At 38.4% G+C, this 19312-nt stretch carries 18 protein-coding genes; 5 read left to right on the plus strand and 13 right to left on the minus strand.

The window, feature by feature from the left end; genetic code table 11:
• Positions 1 to 97: 97 nt before the first annotated feature.
• Entirely contained in the window at positions 98 to 1114 is a 1017-nt protein-coding gene (locus B5G52_RS12600; protein ID WP_140394321.1) for a GGDEF domain-containing protein, read from the minus strand.
• Positions 1115 to 1261: 147 nt separating this feature from the next.
• Entirely contained in the window at positions 1262 to 2677 is a 1416-nt protein-coding gene (locus B5G52_RS12605; protein WP_087533001.1) for an FGGY-family carbohydrate kinase, read from the minus strand.
• A 381-nt stretch (positions 2678 to 3058) separates the two neighbouring features.
• Between B5G52_RS12605 and B5G52_RS12610 the strand changes: the two genes are divergently transcribed.
• The 3 genes from B5G52_RS12610 (at position 3059) to B5G52_RS12620 (ending at position 6396) form a co-directional block, all read left to right on the plus strand.
• Positions 3059 to 3838, plus strand: coding sequence for a DeoR/GlpR family DNA-binding transcription regulator (locus B5G52_RS12610; protein ID WP_087533002.1), 780 nt, complete (start codon positions 3059 to 3061; stop codon positions 3836 to 3838).
• A 356-nt stretch (positions 3839 to 4194) separates the two neighbouring features.
• Entirely contained in the window at positions 4195 to 5391 is a 1197-nt protein-coding gene (locus B5G52_RS12615; RefSeq protein ID WP_254911202.1) for an AAA family ATPase, read from the plus strand.
• A gap of 6 nt (positions 5392 to 5397) precedes the next feature.
• On the plus strand, positions 5398 to 6396 hold the full coding sequence (locus tag B5G52_RS12620) for a hypothetical protein (protein WP_087533003.1): 999 nt from the start codon (positions 5398 to 5400) through the stop codon (positions 6394 to 6396).
• 54 nt (positions 6397 to 6450) lie between these two features.
• On the opposite strand, the gene B5G52_RS12625 is transcribed toward B5G52_RS12620, so the two are convergent.
• The 9 genes from B5G52_RS12625 to B5G52_RS12665 form a co-directional block, all read right to left on the minus strand.
• On the minus strand, positions 6451 to 7821 hold the full coding sequence (locus B5G52_RS12625) for an NAD(P)(+) transhydrogenase (Re/Si-specific) subunit beta (RefSeq protein ID WP_087533004.1): 1371 nt from the start codon (positions 7819 to 7821) through the stop codon (positions 6451 to 6453).
• Between the two features lie 9 nt (positions 7822 to 7830).
• The gene (locus tag B5G52_RS12630; RefSeq protein WP_087533005.1) at positions 7831 to 8106 is read right to left on the minus strand and encodes an NAD(P) transhydrogenase subunit alpha; all 276 of its coding nucleotides are present in this window, start codon (positions 8104 to 8106) and stop codon (positions 7831 to 7833) included.
• Complete coding sequence (locus B5G52_RS12635; protein WP_087533006.1) at positions 8103 to 9260, minus strand: NAD(P) transhydrogenase subunit alpha; 1158 nt, start codon at positions 9258 to 9260, stop codon at positions 8103 to 8105. The genes B5G52_RS12630 and B5G52_RS12635 overlap by 4 nt, the downstream gene beginning before the upstream one ends.
• Positions 9261 to 9468: 208 nt before the next feature.
• Positions 9469 to 10299 (minus strand): 5-dehydro-4-deoxy-D-glucuronate isomerase, encoded by an 831-nt coding sequence (gene kduI / locus B5G52_RS12640; protein ID WP_087533007.1) that lies wholly within the window; start codon positions 10297 to 10299, stop codon positions 9469 to 9471.
• Between the two features lie 56 nt (positions 10300 to 10355).
• A complete protein-coding gene (locus B5G52_RS12645) occupies positions 10356 to 11129 on the minus strand; it encodes a glucose 1-dehydrogenase (protein WP_087533008.1) in 774 nt (257 codons plus the stop codon).
• A 39-nt stretch (positions 11130 to 11168) separates the two neighbouring features.
• On the minus strand, positions 11169 to 12461 hold the full coding sequence (locus tag B5G52_RS12650; RefSeq protein WP_087533009.1) for a TRAP transporter large permease: 1293 nt from the start codon (positions 12459 to 12461) through the stop codon (positions 11169 to 11171).
• Positions 12458 to 12961 carry a TRAP transporter small permease gene (locus tag B5G52_RS12655; RefSeq protein ID WP_087533010.1) on the minus strand — a complete coding sequence of 168 codons (504 nt, stop codon included), beginning with the start codon at positions 12959 to 12961 and terminating at the stop codon, positions 12458 to 12460. Before B5G52_RS12655 ends, B5G52_RS12650 begins: the two co-directional genes overlap by 4 nt.
• The gene (locus B5G52_RS12660; RefSeq protein ID WP_369679929.1) at positions 12958 to 13956 is read right to left on the minus strand and encodes a TRAP transporter substrate-binding protein; all 999 of its coding nucleotides are present in this window, start codon (positions 13954 to 13956) and stop codon (positions 12958 to 12960) included. The genes B5G52_RS12655 and B5G52_RS12660 overlap by 4 nt, the downstream gene beginning before the upstream one ends.
• The gene (locus B5G52_RS12665) at positions 13953 to 14864 is read right to left on the minus strand and encodes a sugar kinase (protein ID WP_087533011.1); all 912 of its coding nucleotides are present in this window, start codon (positions 14862 to 14864) and stop codon (positions 13953 to 13955) included. The genes B5G52_RS12660 and B5G52_RS12665 overlap by 4 nt, the downstream gene beginning before the upstream one ends.
• Positions 14865 to 15258: 394 nt before the next feature.
• Here B5G52_RS12665 and B5G52_RS12675 point away from each other — a divergent pair, with 394 nt between their 5' ends.
• Positions 15259 to 16044, plus strand: a complete 786-nt coding sequence (locus tag B5G52_RS12675; RefSeq protein WP_087533047.1) for a DeoR/GlpR family DNA-binding transcription regulator — start codon at positions 15259 to 15261, stop codon at positions 16042 to 16044.
• Between the two features lie 53 nt (positions 16045 to 16097).
• Here the strand turns inward: B5G52_RS12675 and B5G52_RS12680 are convergent, their stop codons facing one another.
• Both B5G52_RS12680 and B5G52_RS12685 read right to left on the minus strand, forming a co-directional pair.
• Positions 16098 to 16700, minus strand: a complete 603-nt coding sequence (locus B5G52_RS12680; protein WP_140394322.1) for a hypothetical protein — start codon at positions 16698 to 16700, stop codon at positions 16098 to 16100.
• Positions 16701 to 16967: 267 nt separating this feature from the next.
• Positions 16968 to 17930, minus strand: a complete 963-nt coding sequence (locus B5G52_RS12685) for a class 1 fructose-bisphosphatase (RefSeq protein WP_087533014.1) — start codon at positions 17928 to 17930, stop codon at positions 16968 to 16970.
• Between the two features lie 182 nt (positions 17931 to 18112).
• Between B5G52_RS12685 and B5G52_RS12690 the strand changes: the two genes are divergently transcribed.
• Positions 18113 to 19021, plus strand: a complete 909-nt coding sequence (locus tag B5G52_RS12690; protein ID WP_087533015.1) for a LysR family transcriptional regulator — start codon at positions 18113 to 18115, stop codon at positions 19019 to 19021.
• Positions 19022 to 19312: the final 291 nt, after the last annotated feature.

A 19312-nucleotide genomic window follows, 5' to 3' on the forward strand; every position in this document is an offset into this window, starting at 1 on the left:
ATTTCACTTTAGTGTCTTAAATTAACAATAGTAAGTTAAATACTGATCCAGGACATACTGTCGTCTAATCTCGGGGGAAGAGAATATTATAGCCGTATTAATAGCAGATCCTGTTTTTACCACGTATTTTCGCACGATATAAATTATCATCCGCAGATTTTATAGCCAAATCCAAAGTATCTTTTGAATAAATGACTTCAACACCACCGCTGACCGTGAGCTTTATTGATTGATTGTTTATATTCATAGAAGTATTTAAAAGTTTCAAGCGAAGCTTTTCTGCTATTTCAATAGCTAAGTTTTTATCAGTACCTTCTAAAACCAATAAAAACTCTTCACCTCCCCAGCGTGCAATAATATCATTACTACGGCAGGTTTGAGTAAAAACATTAGCAAAATGCACGAGTGCTTGATCACCAACACCATGCCCATATGAGTCATTAATTTTTTTAAAGTTATCTATATCAAATAAAACAATTGAGAGTGGAAGTTCCTTGGAGATATTCAACTCATTATTACTTAAATAGTCTACTGTAAAACGACGATTGGGTAACCCAGTCAAAGGATCTTGATTTGCGAGAAACTGATTTTCCTTTGCTAGAACAATGAGTTTTTGGCTGTATCTTTCCCTGAAATACTCATAAAAACCACTCAACAATGCAACTATGAAAAAGCATAAAATGATTCTAACAATCAACTCTGGCGAGTGATATTCATACACTCCGAAATAGTCTGTAGCAATGAAAGCAGTAATCACTGATATTAGAAATAATAAACTGTCAAATGCACCTAGTATCAACCCACGGATGAAAAAAGTTACTGGAGATACAATAAGAATCCATATAGGTCCAGTCCCTTTTACCCCTCCAGTGAAAACAAGGAACAACATTAAAATATAAAGTGTATATGAAATTATTGAAGCTGCTATTTTTTCTTTTCTACATATAAAACAAGAGTATAAGAAAAGACAAGATGAAATAGTAAGAGATAAAAATAATATATATTTTTGATCTAGTATTGCTACAATCGCCATCAAAGAAGTCGCAGAGCACCCAATACATGCGAAATACTTAATTATAAACTTTCTTTCACCTTGATCTGAATAATTTAACAATTGACCTACCACATGCTATTAACAAATATAGGGGGCTTACATGTACCTCACTATATACTAATAAATTGGTCCTGTAGAAGCACAAGTACAACCATCTCATTGATATCGTTTATATTTGCCCCTCGAGTATGCTTGCTCTCAAACGGGTTAAATATTATTTAGTTTAGCCTCAGCATATGAACGCCATTTATTTTGGTATTCCTTTAAACTAGTTAAATTTGTGTAAGTTGAAGGTTCGCATTCAATTTCGCATTTAACATTGCCCCAGTCCGATAAGTAACCAGCACCTTGAACAGTACCGGTAGAATCCATTGATAATATTACATTATTATCTTCTCTTAACTGGTTCAGAACAGCGCATAACAGTGGGTTTTTCAAAAACGCACCTTCAATGAAAATATCGCCTTTGGCGTCAAGCATATCCAACTGGTAATCAATCATCAGAGCACAGTAAATAGTTGCTAGCGCAATACCGCTGACTTTATCTGTATTAGAAATAAAGCTACCTTCAGGACCACCAAAAGGACCACTTCCTTCACTGAAATCGGGTAGAGCAAATACTTGATGGTCAATAACACTTTGTATGTCATTTACGTTAAATTGCTCACCAAGCCAGGAACCAGCTTGTTCACAAATAGCTTCAAACTCTCTCCCCCCCATAAACCTGGCACAAGCAATGGGCTGCGACATCGCATCAATATTGGCAAGCATATCTTTTTTTGCATCTAAATTAGCAAGCGATACTTGAGATGACATCAAAATAGTCCAAGTGCCTGTTGATACAACAGTAAAAGGAGCGTCTTTTTGAGTAAGTTTATATCGTAAAAAGCTAGCGTTACTATCATGAATACCATTATAAAAATGACAGTGTGGATCAAGTCCAAGCTCAGTTATAAGAGTCGGTGTTACTTGGCCACAATCAAACCATGCAGGTTCTATTTTAGGGAGCAACTTTCCACAATCTAGGTAATCAACCAAAGAAGAGTAATTATTATTTTTGATCGACCATAAATCAGTATGGCAACCCAATGAAGTAATCTCATTCACTCTTTGTCCGGTGAAGCGCCATACCCAATATTGTGGGTACATGAGAATATCTGTAACTTTATGAAATTTTTCGGGATAATTTGTTTTTAACCAATATAATTGACGACCTAAGTTTAATCCTGCAGGTAAAGATGGCGAAAAGGTGTCATCGAATTTAGGTCGAATACTTTCATATTCTGGGCTTTGATCATAAACACCGGTATATTCATAATCCAAAATAGGAAGGACAAGACCATCGGTATCAGATGAATTACGATCGATTAATGCTGCTGTTGCACCATGCGTTGTTATATTTATCGCATTGATTCGGTAAGCAGGTGTGATCTCTTTAATTCCTGCAATAAGCCAACCCCAAATCTCATTTGTGTTTATACTAGGAAAGACACCTTCATTTACTACTGTATTTTTCATTTGCTTGGAAAATATAGAGTTAAATTTACTATCTAACACATGCAGTTTTACATGAGTTTTGCCTATATCAATTACTAGTGAGTATGCAGTTGCTTGAGTTGTCATTTTTATTACTTATTATTCATATAATTAAGACCAAAACTTACAAAAATTCTATTAATATCTTCGTAAATGTACGAGTTACTTAGGTAAGTCACAATAATTAATACGAGTTTACACTTAACTCAAGTGATTGCAAATGATTTATATAGACTTAAATTGACTGAAAATAAATTGGTAAACATGCTCTTTACACTCATTACTCTCATTAAACTGGTCTAGGGAAAAATTACTATACCAATTAAACAATTTTAACTTACTGTTTTTAATAAAGGTTTTGTGTAATCTATTTTTTCCTTTTTAGGTCATATAATGATAAACTTTTATGAAAATACTGTAATTAATTGGTATGTAACCCTCAAGGGTGAACAAAATGGATAGTTATAAATGTTAGAAAAACATAGACAGCAGCTGATTAAAGAAATTGTAGATCAAAACCACTTTGCGAGCGTTAAGGTTTTAACAGGTAAATTAAACTCATCTGAAGCAACTATTCGCCGTGATTTAACTAAAATGTCTAAGCGTGGCGAAATAGTCAAAATTCGCGGCGGAGCTGAATCAAGTCAAAATCAAAGAAAAAATATTCAAAGTTCGGCCTTTAACGTTGATAAAACTAAACGCACTGACACTAAAAGGCTTATAGCAAAAAAAGCTGTTGAATTATGCTCAGATAATGATTCCATTATTATTAATGGTGGTAGCTCTACTTATATGATGGGTGAGTTCCTACAAGATAAAAACCTTAATATTCTGACTAATTCCTTTGTTTTAGCAAATTACCTTTCTGATAATAGCGATAATTTAATTTCACTCCCTGGTGGTGAAATATATAGAGAACAAGGCATCATTTTAAGTTCTTATGAGAAGGACAACACAGAACATTATCGTAGCTCAATGATGTTTATGGGTACCCCTGGAATAGGTAAATTTGGTGTAATGGAGTCAGATCCATTATTAATCCTTTCAGAGCAAAAACTTAAAAAACAAACAGATAAATTAATTGTACTCGCTGATAGCACAAAGCTAGGTAAACGTAGCAACTTTGTATTTTGCTCTTTAGAAGAAGTTGATATCCTAATTACTGACTCTAAAGCCGACTCACAGCTAATTGAATATTTCCAAGAACAGGGTATTGAGGTCATCGTTGTCGAATCTCTTGATGACTAATCTACATACTTATATCTAAGTTTTACTATCCATTACTGTTCACATCTTAGACCTAGTCTACCTAGGGCTAAGATGTGATTTTATTTCTAAATTTAAACTGCCCTGCAACAGCGTTTCACTCTGACCACGAAATCACTCTGAAATTTTAAATAAAAGTTTGCCTCTCTTATTTTAGATTACTCAAAAATCAATCAACTTCTTTTACACAGTTCCACAGTGTGGAAATTCAATCATCGGAATTTTCCGGTTGTTGCGCTATTTTTTAAGCCAGTTTTTCAATTCCCCATTTACATTAACATAAATATGCAGCATTATACGTTTAATTCTTAAAAAGCTGCATAATGCAAGGTATGAAGATGGATGATAGGATTTTAAAAATTGCGACGAGAGCTAAACTCACTTTAGAGACGCTTTCAGAAAAAATAACCAGCTCAAAGATAGAGTTTGATGCTGAGAATTATGAACAAACCTTTTCTAAATCCGCGGTAGCAAGTCTACCGGACCTTGCTAAAGCAAAAGTAGATAAAGCTGTGGCAGAGATGGAGCTACAGGGTTATCAGTTTCAAAAGAAACAAGCTGGCCTAAATAACGTTTATAGTATGGGGCATAAAGATGTAACTGCAATTTATGAACATCGAGAGGTTCCTAAATATCGTGAGCAATTTAAAGAAGCTCATACAGTTTTTTTAACAAACTTAAAAGGTGGAGTTGCTAAAACAGTAAGCTCTGTAACCCTTGCACATGGTTTAAGATGTACACCAGCACTAATAAAACATGACTTAAGAATACTTGTACTAGATTTAGATCCGCAAGCAAGTGCGACAATGTTTATGAAACATGATTTATCAATTGGTATCGTGGATGAAACTGTCGCTCAGGCAATGCTACAAAACGTTAGCCGTGAAGAGTTACTTAATGATTTTATTAAGCCGTCTAGTATAGCTGGTGTTGATATAATCCCTGCATCAATTGAGGATGCGTTTATTGCATCACAGTTTGAACAATTGGCGAATGAACACCTGCCGAACCAAAATATATATGATGTTTTGAAAAATAATGTAATTGGTAAGTTAAAGCATGATTACGACTTTATTTTTATAGATAGTGGTCCCCACCTTGATGCATTCTTGCTTAACTCTTTCGTTGCAGCTGATACTTTTTTAATTCCAGTGCCTCCTGCACAAGTTGATTTTCATTCTACTCTAAAGTTTATGCAGCGTTTACCTGAATTATTCGACATGGCAGAAAGTGCTGGCAGTGAAATTAAGCTTAATTCTATTTTTGGCTATATGGCCAAAATAGCTAGGAAGTCAGACCATGCTGATGCACAAAGCTTATTAAGAGAAGTTTGCGGCGCTGATATGTTAGACACTTCACTTCCGCTATCAACAGCATTTGAACGATGCGGTGAAAGCTTTGGAACCGTTTTTTCAACGAACCCTAAATTTTACCCTGGTGATAGAGATGCACTTAAAAAAGCACGAATTAAAGCTGAAGAGTTCACTCGTTCAGTATTCGACACAATTACATTTAATAGAAAGAATGAAGGTTAATTCGCTATGAGTAATAAAAAAAGAACAGTAATAGGGCGTAAAATATCTAATACAAACTTAGATGCCCTCATTACACATGATAATAGCGATAGTTTAATCGACAGCTCACCCATTGATGGCCGTGATATTAAATGGGAAAGAATTACGATTGAAAGCCAAGACGTATTTAATAAATGCGTTAAATCTATCTATAACAAGCGCTCATTTGATGATTTATCTTTAGCATCTGTTTTAGACATTTACCACTCAATTAGATCTTCTAACGGAAATACTGAGCCAGTTAGAGCTGAGTTAGTAAATGGTAAATACGAAATACTGGGTGGTTTAAGACGCGCCTACACTGTCTCGCTTCTCCCTAAAACGAAGCTGAGCCTCATTGTTGCAAAAGACTTAACAGAAAAAGAACGAGCGCATTTTGCTCGTGTGATGGATGAGTACGCTGAGCCTAGCTTTATGGATAAAGCTAAATCTATTCAAGCATTAAAAACAAAGCTAGATAGTAACAACGATAAAGAAATTACAGGCTTAGAACTAAGTGATCTCTTAGGCATGAAGAAAAGCAATGTTTATTATGCGCTAAGTTATGCAAATTTACCTAAGCAGATAATTAATTTATTTCCAGCTTTAAAATATGTTGCCACACCATTATTACGTGAGTTAGTAAAACACAATAAAGATGGATATCTCGAAACGATTGCTGAACAGTTCAGCCCTATTGAACCAGTTACACTAACCGGAAATGAAACTGCCGAAGAAATAAGCCTTCTTGAAGAAGAGTTAGAGAAAGCATCAAAAAACCTGCAAAAAGAGTTAATTGCAGAAATCCGTGCTGACAAGGCTACAGATCCTATAAGCTATGATGGAAAATTCAAAGACGTTATTGGCAAAGAGTTTACGGGAGTTAAGATTAAAACGACCAAATCAGTTCTAAACATTTCCATTGATGAAACAAGGATAGATCCTGTTATTTTAGAGCGCTTGATAGACGCTTTTAATGAAGGTTGAATATATAAGCACCTTCTTATGAAGGTGCTTTTTGATTAGATATACAAGCCAATATTAATCAGCAAATTGGCGCACAAGGCTATTTAGAGTTTCTTTTGCATCACCAAATATCATCCGGCAATTTGGCTTAAAGAATAACGGGTTATCAACACCCGCAAACCCCGTTGCCATGCCGCGCTTAAGTACAAACACATTCTTCGCTAAGTCCGCATTAATAACTGGCATACCGTAAATTGGGCTGCCCACCATTTCCCTTGCCGCCGGATTCACTACGTCATTCGCACCAATCACTATCGCCACATCAAACCCTTCTATCCGTGGGTTAATTTCATCCATTTCAAATAACTGCTCATACGATACATCCGCCTCAGCAAGCAGTACATTCATGTGTCCCGGCATACGCCCTGCCACAGGGTGGATCGCATACGCCACTTCAGCACCATTGTTTTCCAACAGCGCTTGCAGCTCTTTCATCGTGTGCTGTGCTTGCGCCACTGCCATGCCATAACCCGGGATAACCAGTACCGACTGCGCCGCTTCTAATACATAAAATGCATCATCTGGGCTCAGTGGTTTAATTTCACCCTCAATTTTCATCTCACTCGTGTGTACTTTTTGAAAGCCCGACGTCAACACATTCACCAATGAGCGGTTCATCGCCTTACACATGATATTTGTTAAAATAATACCGCTGGCGCCCACCAACGCACCGGCCACAATCAGCAAGTTGTTTTCCAGTGCAAAACCCGCTGCACATGCTGCTAACCCGGAGTAGCTGTTCAGCAATGAAATCACCACGGGCATATCCGCACCACCAATTGGCAGTACTAACATCACCCCCATTAATAGCGCTAAACCAATGGCCACATAGTGCCACGTCGTCATCGCCGGTTCAGTCACCAATAAATAACCTGATGCCGCTATCGCCAAAATAAGCACCACGTTTGCAATGGCCTGACCTTTAAAAACAATCGGACGACCCACTATACGTTCGCTTAACTTTGCCCACGCAACCACACTACCTGAAAACGTCACCGCACCAATAAGTAATGCTATAAAGCTCACTATCAACACAAATACGCTGGCAAACGCGTCATTGACTATCGCTGCATACGCCACCGCTAAACTCGCTAAACCACCCACACCATTAAACAATGACACAAGCTCAGGCATCGACGTCATTTCAACTTTCTTCGCCGCATACACACCCACCGCAGAGCCAAGCATTATCGCCCCTAAAATAAACTCGAACGAGATAATCTGTTTATCGAGTAACGTCACCACCACCGCAATTAACATCGCAAGCCCTGATAACAGGTTACCTTTTCGCGCGGTAGAAGGGTGGCTTAATAGTTTTAAACCAAAAATAAAGAGCAACGCACACACCACATAGGTAGCATTTATTAATATTGAAAAATCACTCATCGCTCTCTCCTAACGCTTTTTAAACATGGCAAGCATACGGTCAGTGACTAAATAACCACCCACCACATTCACGGTTGCCAACATGACAGCGGCCGCACCCAGCCATGTCGCGAGTTCATGTGACTCACCACCGGCTAAACTCAGTGCACCAATCACGGTAATCCCCGAGATTGCATTGGCACCTGACATCAGCGGCGTATGTAACGTCGCGGGCACCTTACGAATAAGCTCAAACCCAACAAAGATAGCGAGCATTAATATAAATAAAAGATAAATACCGGTCATGATGCTTTCTCCACTGGTTGTTGCGCGCGTAGTTCACTGATTGTTTGATTGGTGATATCGCCTTGATGCGTAATCACTGCACTCTTTTGAATGTCATCTTCAAGGTCAATCGCAAACTGCTTGCTGTCTTTTTGCCAAAACTCACTAACTAAGTTAAACAGGTTATTGGCGTACATTTGTGACGCATTAAGGGCCACTTCATTTGACCAGTTCCCCGTGCCAATGATTTTAACCCCGTCAATCACAGTGGTGTCACCTGGGACTGAGCCAGCTACATTGCCGCCACTCTCGGCGGCCATATCCACAATCACTGAGCCCGCTTTCATTTGCCCAATGGTGTCGTGATTGATTAACACAGGTGGCCTACGACCAAACAGCTGTGCTGTCGTGATAACAATATCTGATTGCGCAATACACTGTGCTTGCGCCGCCTGCTGCTTTGCCATCTGCTCTGGGGTGAGTGCTTGCGCATACCCTTGTGCCGTTTGCCCTGTATCACCTAAGTCGATGTCTAAAAACTTGGCACCTAATGAGCGCACTTGCTCTGCAACCACAGTTCGCGTATCAAATGCAGTCACTGCCGCTCCTAAGCGTTTTGCGGTCGCAATGGCTTGAAGCCCAGCCACACCTGCGCCGATAATAAACACTTTCGCAGGCTTAATCGTGCCCGCCGCTGTCATCATCATCGGCAGAATGCTCGGTAATTCCGCGATGGCTTTTGTCACCATCACATACCCTGCCAAACTGGCTTGTGAGCTCAGGGCATCCATTTTTTGACAGCGCGTGCTACGCGGTATCATTTCCATGCTAAAACTGGTGACCTGATGTTGGCACAGTAAGTCCACATAATCATGGCTATTAAACGGGTCTAAAAAGCTGATAACAGCTTTACCTTTCGCATGAGGAATATCCTCTACCGGCAATTTATCAACCGATAAAATCACATCCGCTTGCGCTAAAATACCAGCGCGGTCTTTAAGCACCGTGGCGCCTGCGTCTTCATATTCTTTATCGCTGATAAAAATACCGTCGCCAAGACCTGATTCAACAATCACGTCTGCCCCTAACAACACATACGCTTTGACATTCGCGGGTAATAACCCACACCGCCGCTCACGGCTAGCCGCCTCTTTTAAACACACTATTTTGGCCATAAATTTTCCTCATTCCTAAATTTAAGGTGCAACAATTCCTCCGACTAAATATGTCGGATAATATTTAAAACCCACTCGGTGGGTTAAGTTGGGTGACCCCAAACAGGCAAGGCTAGATGGTGACCTTGCAAACACTGTTTGGGGCTATAACGTACTGGCGAACGCCAGTACGTGGTAGGCGAACGCTTAGTTAAGATGCATCATCGAATTAACGTAGTGCACTCACCTCAATGTGGTCCATATCATCAAACTCTTGGTTTTCACCCCCCATCGCCCAAATGAACGTGTAGTTCGATGTGCCCACACCGCTGTGGATTGACCAACTCGGTGACGCTATCGCCACTTCACTTTCAATCGGCAATGTACGTACTTCTGTTGGCTCACCCATTAAATGAAATACTTTTTCATCTTTCGGTAAGTCAAAGTACATATACACTTCGGTACGTCTAAAATGAGTGTGCGGAGGCTTCGTATTCCACACACTGCCTTTTTTAAGCTCGGTAATACCCATCACTAACTGACAGCTATCCACAATACCGGGGCGAATCGATTGGAAAATTGTGCGCTCATTGGAGGTCTCTTGTGACCCAAGCTCAATGAACTTCGCTTTACTTTTTGGGACGTGCACGGTCTTAGTGACACGGTGTGCAGGGTACGAAGCTAAATAGAACTTCGCTGGGTTCGCCGCATCCGTTGAAGAAAATACCACTTCTTGGCTTTCTTTGGCGATATACAAACTGTCACGGTTGTTCATTGGGTACGCTGTCCCATCAACGGTAATAAGCCCTTCACCACCAATATTTATCACACCCGCTTCACGGCGTTGACAAAAATAGTCCGCGGCTAACTCTTTATGCGTTGGCAATACAATCGCCTCAGCTGCAGGCGTAATACCACCGATAACAGCACGGTCAACATCGGTATACGTTAAGTTAATTTTACCGGCTTCAAATAATGGTGCTGTAACGAACGCATCACGCAACTCTTCATTACGCATTGTCTTGTAGCTTCTAATATCTGCTGAGAACATAAAGTCCATAATTGCCCCTTTGTATAATTTGTTTATACATCTATAAATTTTGAAATAATAATGGCTTAGCGAGCCATCCATCCGCCATCAACTAACATGACATGGCCATTTACATAATTTGCTGCATTACTTGATAAAAAGACTGTCGCACCGGCTAGATCTTCAGGTTTACCCCAAACACCACTTGGAATACGAGCCGTGATACTTTCATGACGTTCTTTATCCTGACGTAGGTTATAAGTGTTGTCTGTTTCGAAGTAACCTGGTGCGATTGCATTTACTTGAATATTGCTCGATGCCCATTCATTTGCTAATGCTTTCGTTAACTGCGCGACGCCACCTTTACTCGCTGCATAAGCAGGTACAGTAATACCACCTGAAAAGCTTAGTAATGATGCGATGTTGATGATTTTACCTGAGCCTTGTTTTAGCATGTATTTACCAGCTTCACGGCAAAATTTAAACACACCATTTAGGTTTGTGTTGATAACTTCATTCCAATCATCGTCTGAAAACTCATGGGCTGGTGAGCGCTTAATAGTGCCTGCATTATTGACTAAAATATCTATTCGCCCGAACTCACTGATAGTATTTGTAACGGCTTGCTTGATTTGGTCGCCATCGCCTTGATCACAACCTAGTGCCAAACAGGTCACACCTTTTTCTTTCAATAATGAGATAGTACTTTCAACATTCTCAACCTTTGAGCCAACGGCTACAACTGTTGCGCCTGCTTCGCCTAAGGCCAGTGCCATAGCTTGCCCTAAGCCACGGCTAGCTCCGGTAACAACTGCCACTTTATTTTCTAAACCAAATTGTTGCTGTAAATATGTGTTCATTATTAAATTCCTATTTAACGGTTTAAATTAAAGGTCTTCTTAGATTAAACCTAAAAGTTGAGGTAAAAATTCACTAATCGAAGGGAAGATTGTGACTAAAATAAGTGCAACTACCATCGCCACGTATAATGGCAATATGGGTTTAACAATTTGACTGATTGAAACCTTACCAATGCTACAGCCAACAAATAGCACGCTACCTACTGGTGGTGTACATAATCCTATTGATAGATTTAAAATCATCATAATGCCGAAATGCAAAGGTGATATCCCAAGAGATTCGGCAACAGGTAAAAAGATAGGCGTGAAAATCAGCACTGCTGGAGTCATGTCCATGAATGTGCCAATTAGCAATAACGTAATATTAATAATTAAAAGAATAATTAATGGATTCTCTGATAATGCTAGTAATGTTTGACTAATTGTCTGCGGGATCAATTCATAAGACATTAACCAAGACATTGCTGATGATGCACCTATCAATAACATCACAATGGCGGTTGTATTCACCGATTTCAGTAAAATAGGATAAAGATCTTTGTAACTCAGCTCTTTATAAAACACCAAAGACACAACTAGTGAATATAAAACAGCGATAGCGCCTGCTTCAGTTGGTGTGAAAAACCCGCCGATAATGCCACCAATTATCAAGAAAATTAAAAATAAACTCGGTACTGCACCAAAAAGAGATGGCCAAAACGGTCCAATTGACTCTTTTGATAAGGGTTGAATATTTTTACGTTTAACATATATAGCCGCGCCAGCAATCAATAAAAGCGTCACTAATAAGCCTGGTAAATACCCAGCAATAAACAATGCGGCAATTGAAACTCCACCACTAGCAAGTGAATATATGATTAATATATTACTGGGAGGAATAAGCATACCTGTCGTTGCAGCAGTTACAGTTACAGCTGTACTGAATGGTTTATCATACCCCTCTTTTTTCATTGCAGGGATCATAAAGCCACCAATTGCTGATGTTGCAGCAACTGCAGAACCAGAAATTGAGCCAAAAAGAGCACATGAGATTACATTTACGAATGCTAATCCGCCAGGAAGGCGTCCAACTAATACTTTTGCAAATTCAATCAACCTCAATGCAATACCACCTTGTCCCATGATGTACCCAGACAAAATGAAGTAAGGAATAGCAAGCAAAGCAAAACTATCAATCCCAGCCGTTAATCGCTGAGCTATTGTTGTCAGAGCAGGTAAAGTGTCTATCGTCGCCAACATAGTAACTAATGTTGCGAATATAATAGCCAGTGCAATGGGTAAATTAATTAACAGTAATAGTGCAAAGACACCAAACAAAATTATGCTAGTCATAGGATGTCCTCCTGCTCTACTGAATGACTTGGAGCATTAAAAAAGAAATAAATGCTATAGAGTAAAAATAACAATCCACTAAGCGGTAAAACGATATATACACCGGCCATTGGTACATTTAACACTGCAGAGTGCTGCCCTAAGGTCCAAGTGAGGTTTACTAAGTTAAGCCCACCAATTATCAATACGGTGATCGCAAATATAGCCACTAGTAAACAACATAGTTGAAAAACTACTTTTGCTTTCGCTTCAGATAAATTTCTTACAATCAAGTCAAAACCTAAGTGACTATGTTCTCGATAGGCGTAAGCACCTCCAAGCAAACTTATCCAGATAAGTAAAAACCGAGCAACTTCTTCAGTAAATGAGCTTGGCTGAGGGAGTACAAACCGTGTTAAAACTTGCCAAGTTACATCAACCACTAATAAAGCCATCATAATGGCGAGTAAAACCCGTAAAGAACGATCAATTGTGTGTAAGATGTTTTCAAATTGTTTCACTGTGGCTCTCCCATAGCTTTAATGCTTTCAACGAGCGGCTCCAGGATCGTACCTTCCAATGAATCATAAATAGGTCTTACGCTATCTTGGAACTGCGTTTTATCTGCGACTATAATCTCAACTCCAGCTTCTTCTACTTTTTGCAAAGACATTGCAGTCGATTCTGCCCAAAGTATTTTTTGATATTCAGTTGCTTCACTCATCGCCTGGCTTAACCATTGCTGTTCTTGTGGCTTAAGCTTATTCCAGACTTTAGTACCTATAACAATCACGTCTGGAATCGAGGTATGCTCATCTAACAAATAATATTTACTCACCTCGTAATGTTTTGAAAAGTAAAAGCTAGGTGGATTATTTTCTGCCCCTCCAACAATTCCTTGCTGCAAAGATGTATAAAGCTCTCCCCAGCTTACAGGTGTAGCAGCACCACCCATCGTATTAACCATATCAACTGCTGTTTGACTGCTCATTACGCGAATTTTTAATCCTGCAAGATCTTGCGGACTTTCTACTTTACGTTTAGTTGTGTAAAAGCTGCGGCTACCAGCATCAAAATAGCCTAAGCCTTTAATTAAAAATGGAGTACCGGCATCAAGCAGGTCATGCCCAATTTCACTGTCTAACGTTTTCCAATAATGAGCATGGTCATTAAATAAATACGGAAGACTGAAAACTTTCATTTGTGGCACAAATGCTTCGAGTGAACTGGCAGAAACTTTTGTCATACCCATGCTACCAATCTGTAGCAGTTCCAAGACTTCGCGCTCAGTACCTACTTGTGCAGAAGGATAGATAACTAACTCCATTGTTCCACCAGATAGCTGCTTCAGAACTTCACTCATGTGAACGAGAGATTTATGAACAGGGTGTTGAGTATCTAAATGGTGTGCCAGACGTATCGATGTATGTCTTTCATCTTTGTTATTACATGCACAAAGCACCAAGCAAAAAAGTGCCGCTATGAAGCACTTAAAAAAAGATTTATTAAGCATCATAAGCCTCCACTTGTCAGCGCTATTTCTTTATCTATAATAGCGCCTTTATGCATTATCACGGTGCTTGCACACTGCTGACCGGCACTAATACAATCACCAACCGATTTGCCTTGTAATTTAGCTGCTAAATATGCGCCATTGAAAGAATCCCCAGCTGCTGTTGTGTCAACAGGAGTTAAGATTGATTTTAATGGATAGAAAAAGCGCTGCTTGTCTTTATATAAATGACAACCATGATGACCATTTTTAACCACGACTTCTTTAACTCCGGCATCAGCCCAACGATCGATACATTCATCGACTGAATGTTGCCCGTATAAAGATTTTTCATCATCAAAGCTGATTAAAGCAATATCCGTTACTGTCATCATCTTAGTAAACACATCAATCGCACTGCTTACATCCATCCAATTACGAGCACGATAGTTATTATCAAATACAACTTGCCCGCCATTTTTACGGTATGTTTTTAAGCAATCAAATAGCGCAATTAAATCGTCATGAGGAAAGAGAGATAAAGTTATACCACTGAGGAAAATAACTTCATATTCCAGTATTTCATCTAATACTTCTGGGAAATCAGTCAGCATTGAGCGAACAGGTGAGTTTTGGCGCCAATAATTAAAATAGCGTTCCCCGGTGTCGTCATTGTTAATTATGTATAAGCCAGGCAATTGCCCCTTTTTAATTTTTACATGCTCAACATTAACACCTTCATTTTGCCATGCTTCAAGCATACTCTCGCTGTATAGGTCATCTCCTAACACAGTAAAGTAATCAGCTGCTCCACCACAACGGCATAAATAAACAGCAGTATTTAAAGTATCTCCGCCGAAACCTAATTTAAATTGTTCTTCTGCCTGTTGACTTAATTCAACCATGCATTCACCTAATACTGCGACTTTCACTATTACATCCTTAGATTCAATTAACATAAGCGGCTTTAATTAAAATCATGCTGGTTAATGCGCACTTTCATCAAAAGTGTTAAAAATTTACAGAATGATTTTAACCTCAGGTTATATGATTGTAAATGATTACTTTGAGCGATTTTGACCGAATAGTTATATATTGTCAAATAATCAAATATTATGAAATAGTTTTTGATTAAAATAAAAACTTCCAATATGCGAAAATCACGTTTAAATACATTAAACGGCCACCAAAAGTCACCTATTGTCATAAACTGTCTTTTTAAATCAAACTGTGTTATGTTATGAAGACTATTTTAAAATGGCTAATCTATCGGTAAATATGAATAAATCTTCTGGAAAAAGTGAGTCAAGTGAACAAATGTTGCCAATGCTTGAAAAGCACAGACAGCAATTGATCATTGATATTTTAGAAAAGAGTCAATTCGCAAGTGTTAGAAGTTTGACTCAACAACTCAATGCTTCCGAAGCAACAATCCGGCGTGATATCACAAAAATGGCCAAGCGCGGAGAAATTACGAAAATCAGAGGCGGTGCGGAGTCTGCGAATAAAGAGAAGAAAAAAAACCAAATAGCCAGTACTTCTTTTAGTGTAGATAAAACCAAGCAAGCAGATACAAAAAGACTAATTGCGAAACGTGCTGTAGAGCTATGCTCAGATGCAGACTCTATTATAATAAACGGTGGTAGCTCAACTTATATGATGGGTGAGTTTCTATGTAGTTTACAATTAAATATCCTTACCAATTCTTTTGTTTTAGCCAATTACATTACTGAAAATAGTGATAATCAAGTTTCTCTGCCAGGCGGCGAGATTTATAGAGATCAAGGTATTATTCTTAGCTCGTATGAAAGCGATACCATAGAGAACTACCGGGCTACTATGATGTTCATGGGCACTCCAGGGATAGGGGAGTTTGGTGTAATGGAGTCAGACCCTCTACTCATTAGATCAGAACAAAAATTAAAGAAGCAGACTGAAAAGCTAGTTATTTTAGCCGATAGTACTAAGCTCGGTCAGCACAGTAATTTTATATTTTGCCCTCTGTCTGAAGTCGACATTTTAATCACTGACTCAAACGCAGATAAAAAACTTATACAAGATTTTGAAAACCTGGGGATTCAAGTAATTATAGTACCTTTTGCAACGGTGTAAGTTAGCTATATAAGCCCTTATTTAGGGCTTATATAAGGGTTAATATTATCAAGTTACCAAAAGACTCGCTCAAAGCCCGTGTTTCTTTTGTAACTCCTGTTTTTAGCATTATCGACAACCACAACCTCTAACGACTCGTTAGCTAATGACGCATCATTGAATTGGGGATCATCAATAAACACTTTATCAGGTACCTTCAATGGATATTTTTCTTGTTGTAAGTATCTATAAAAAGTATGTATTTTAACATCCCCCATATTAAAGCACTCTACAGAATATTTCTCCCAATCTGTATTAGTTGCAAGAATAACGAGCCTATTATATTCATACAGGCTAATTAATTGCCGCTCCAATAATGCTGCTGTAAAACCTTTTGCGGCTTCAACATAATTAGCAGTGCTCAATACAATCAAATCGCACGCATGAATACTTTGCCTGAGTGTAATTAGAGCTTGTTTTGGTACAAGATCACTATCTAACAAACCGAGAGTTAATTTTTTAGCCGTATTGAAAATTTTTTCTTCTGCATTTTCAATATTCCGGAGTAAATCGAGGGTGCCTACAAGCAGTGTATATGAGTTTTCATACGTTTTACTTTTGGCTTCCCACTCCAAAACAAGTGCTTTAAAAGCGCTAGGGTCACATAACTCTTGCATAGTTAAAAACCATAGATCATTACCACTTTTAGTTAAAGTACCATCAATATCAAATATATGAGTAAGCAAAACCTACACGCTCCAGTCTAAACATGATTTAAAAATCATTACTACCTTCAAACTTTCATACTATATCAGTACAAATCCAATCACAATCACTCATTATCTACCAAATAATACCAATTTAATAAAGAAGCGCATTTCAAATCTAATAAGCATAAAAAGAAATTGTTTTAGCGATAATTTTGTTCATCTATTATTGAATACTCACTGAGTAACTTTACAGTAATACTCAACCTGCTCTTTTGAACCTATAGCTACAGGGACCCGCTGGTGAAGTGACGTTGGTTCAATTGCTAAAATTGACTGGCCTAAACTTGTAGCTAAGCCACCGCTATTTTCAACCAACAAAGCAAGTGGATTGGCTTCATAGAGCAACCTAATTTTCCCATTTTCATTACCGCTTCTTGAATCTTGTGGATACAAGAATAGCCCACCACGGCTAATGATACGGTGAATATCACCTACCATAGCAGCATTCCACCTCATAGATGAGCCAGTAAATGTATCATTTTGATACAACACCTCATCAAAATAAGACTGAATATTTTTAGGCCAGTATCGATAGTTAGCAATATTGACTGAGAATTCTTTGGTTTTTACCGGTATTTCAAAGTTATTTTCAGTTAACAAATAGCCTCCATGTGTCGCATCTAATGTGTAACAACGCGTAGGGCCACCAGTTGTCATGGCAAGTAAAGTTGAAGCACCATAGAGTACATAGCCGGCACACACTTGTTGATCACCTTTTTGAGCAAATTGCAGCTCACTATCATCTGGGACATCATTTCTTGCCTTATAGATCGTAAAGATAGTGCCTATCTGCCCATTGATATCAACATTAGATGAGCCATCTAATGGATCAAATGCAACAATATAGGGGGCCTTGGGTGTGCCTGCAACAACAAAGTCCTCTTCTTCTGAAGCAATAGCACGAACAGAATCATCATCCAATAACATATCTTTGAGTAATTGGTTTGCGATAACATCCAGCTTCTTTTGAACTTCCCCTTGGATATTTTCATCTAATGTAGAACCTAAAACGCCCGCTAAAGCCCCTTGACTCACTCTAAATGATATCTCTTTTGATGCCGCAAGAATTGTTCGGATTAACATAATTAATTCAAGCTCAACATTATCTTTTTTTAGTACCGGTATTAATCTTTGCAATTTTCTTTCCTACGTTTTTATTATGTTCTGTGAACGTCATTGCACAACTGCGTTTTCAGCACATTAACTAAAACACTCACTACCTATTTATCAGCAAAACAATATACTCCGCACTTATTTATGTGTATATTAAGAATAAATAAATAAACTGTTTCGAAATAAGACATAATTAAGGCTAATTCATGATAGGTGCTTCTGAACTCGCTATTTTTGCAGCAGTCGTTGAGGAAAACTCATTCAGTCAGGCAGCATTAAAAATTGGCTTATCAAAAACAGTTATTAGTAAGAAAATTTCTGCGTTAGAGCAAGATTTAAACACCCAACTACTTTATAGAACGACAAGAAAACTAAGCCTCACAGATGCAGGTAAACTCCTGTATAAGCATGCAAAGGGAATTAATCAGCAAGCAAATGACGCTTTCACTGCGATTAATGAGCTATCCCAAGAAATATCTGGTCATATTATTATGTCTGTACCCACAATCTCAGGAGAATTACTCTTAGCAGATTTAGTCGCTAAATTTTGTAAAAAGTACCCTAAAGTTACAATTGAGCTAAGGCTTGAGAATAAATTAATAGATTTAGTTGAAGAAGGTGTAGATTTGGCTATAAGAACAGCTGATCTCGCAGATTCATCTTTAATTGCAGTGCCTTTATTGCAATCTAGCTGGGTTGTTTGTTGCTCTCCTAAATATTTGAATTCTTCCAGACACCAACTCGAACAAATCGATGACCTAAAAGCTCATAACTGTCTTTGTTATGATTTACAAGCAAACGGTGGCAATGAGTGGCGCTTCACTGAGTATGACTTGCAAAGATCGATTCTCGTTAAAGGGAGTATGTCTTCTAATAATGCCTTGTCACTAAAAAAAGCAGCACTTAACGATATAGGTATAATTTACGTTCCAAAATGCAGCGTTTATAACGAGCTACAAAATGGCTCTCTTGTACAGGTGCTAAACCAATATAAAGCACGCTCTTTAGGTGTATTTGCTATTTATCCTTATACTCGCCATAAACCAGAAAAAATCACACTACTTATTGAAAGTATAAAAAAAGAATACCAATCGCTTGAGCATATCTTTAACTAAGCATACACACACTTACAATCGAAGTTAGTCTTGAAAACAACGCCGAAAAAATACGATAGTTAAGTAACTCGCGTATATTACGAACCTTTTCGCTTTCCTCCCGAAAACCACAGCTTGACATTTAACACAACATTAACCAATATAACCAAAAGCAATCAACACCAATCACCAAAACTCAAGTTGATTGCCTTATTACTCACTTACACACACAAAAATAGGTAACACACATGTATAAATTTAGTCAGTTAATCCATTAGTCACTTGTTTAAGTACCGCCATGAGTGGCTCACC

The organism is Pseudoalteromonas sp. A601 (assembly GCF_002165575.1).
Classification (GTDB): Bacteria; Pseudomonadota; Gammaproteobacteria; order Enterobacterales; family Alteromonadaceae; genus Pseudoalteromonas.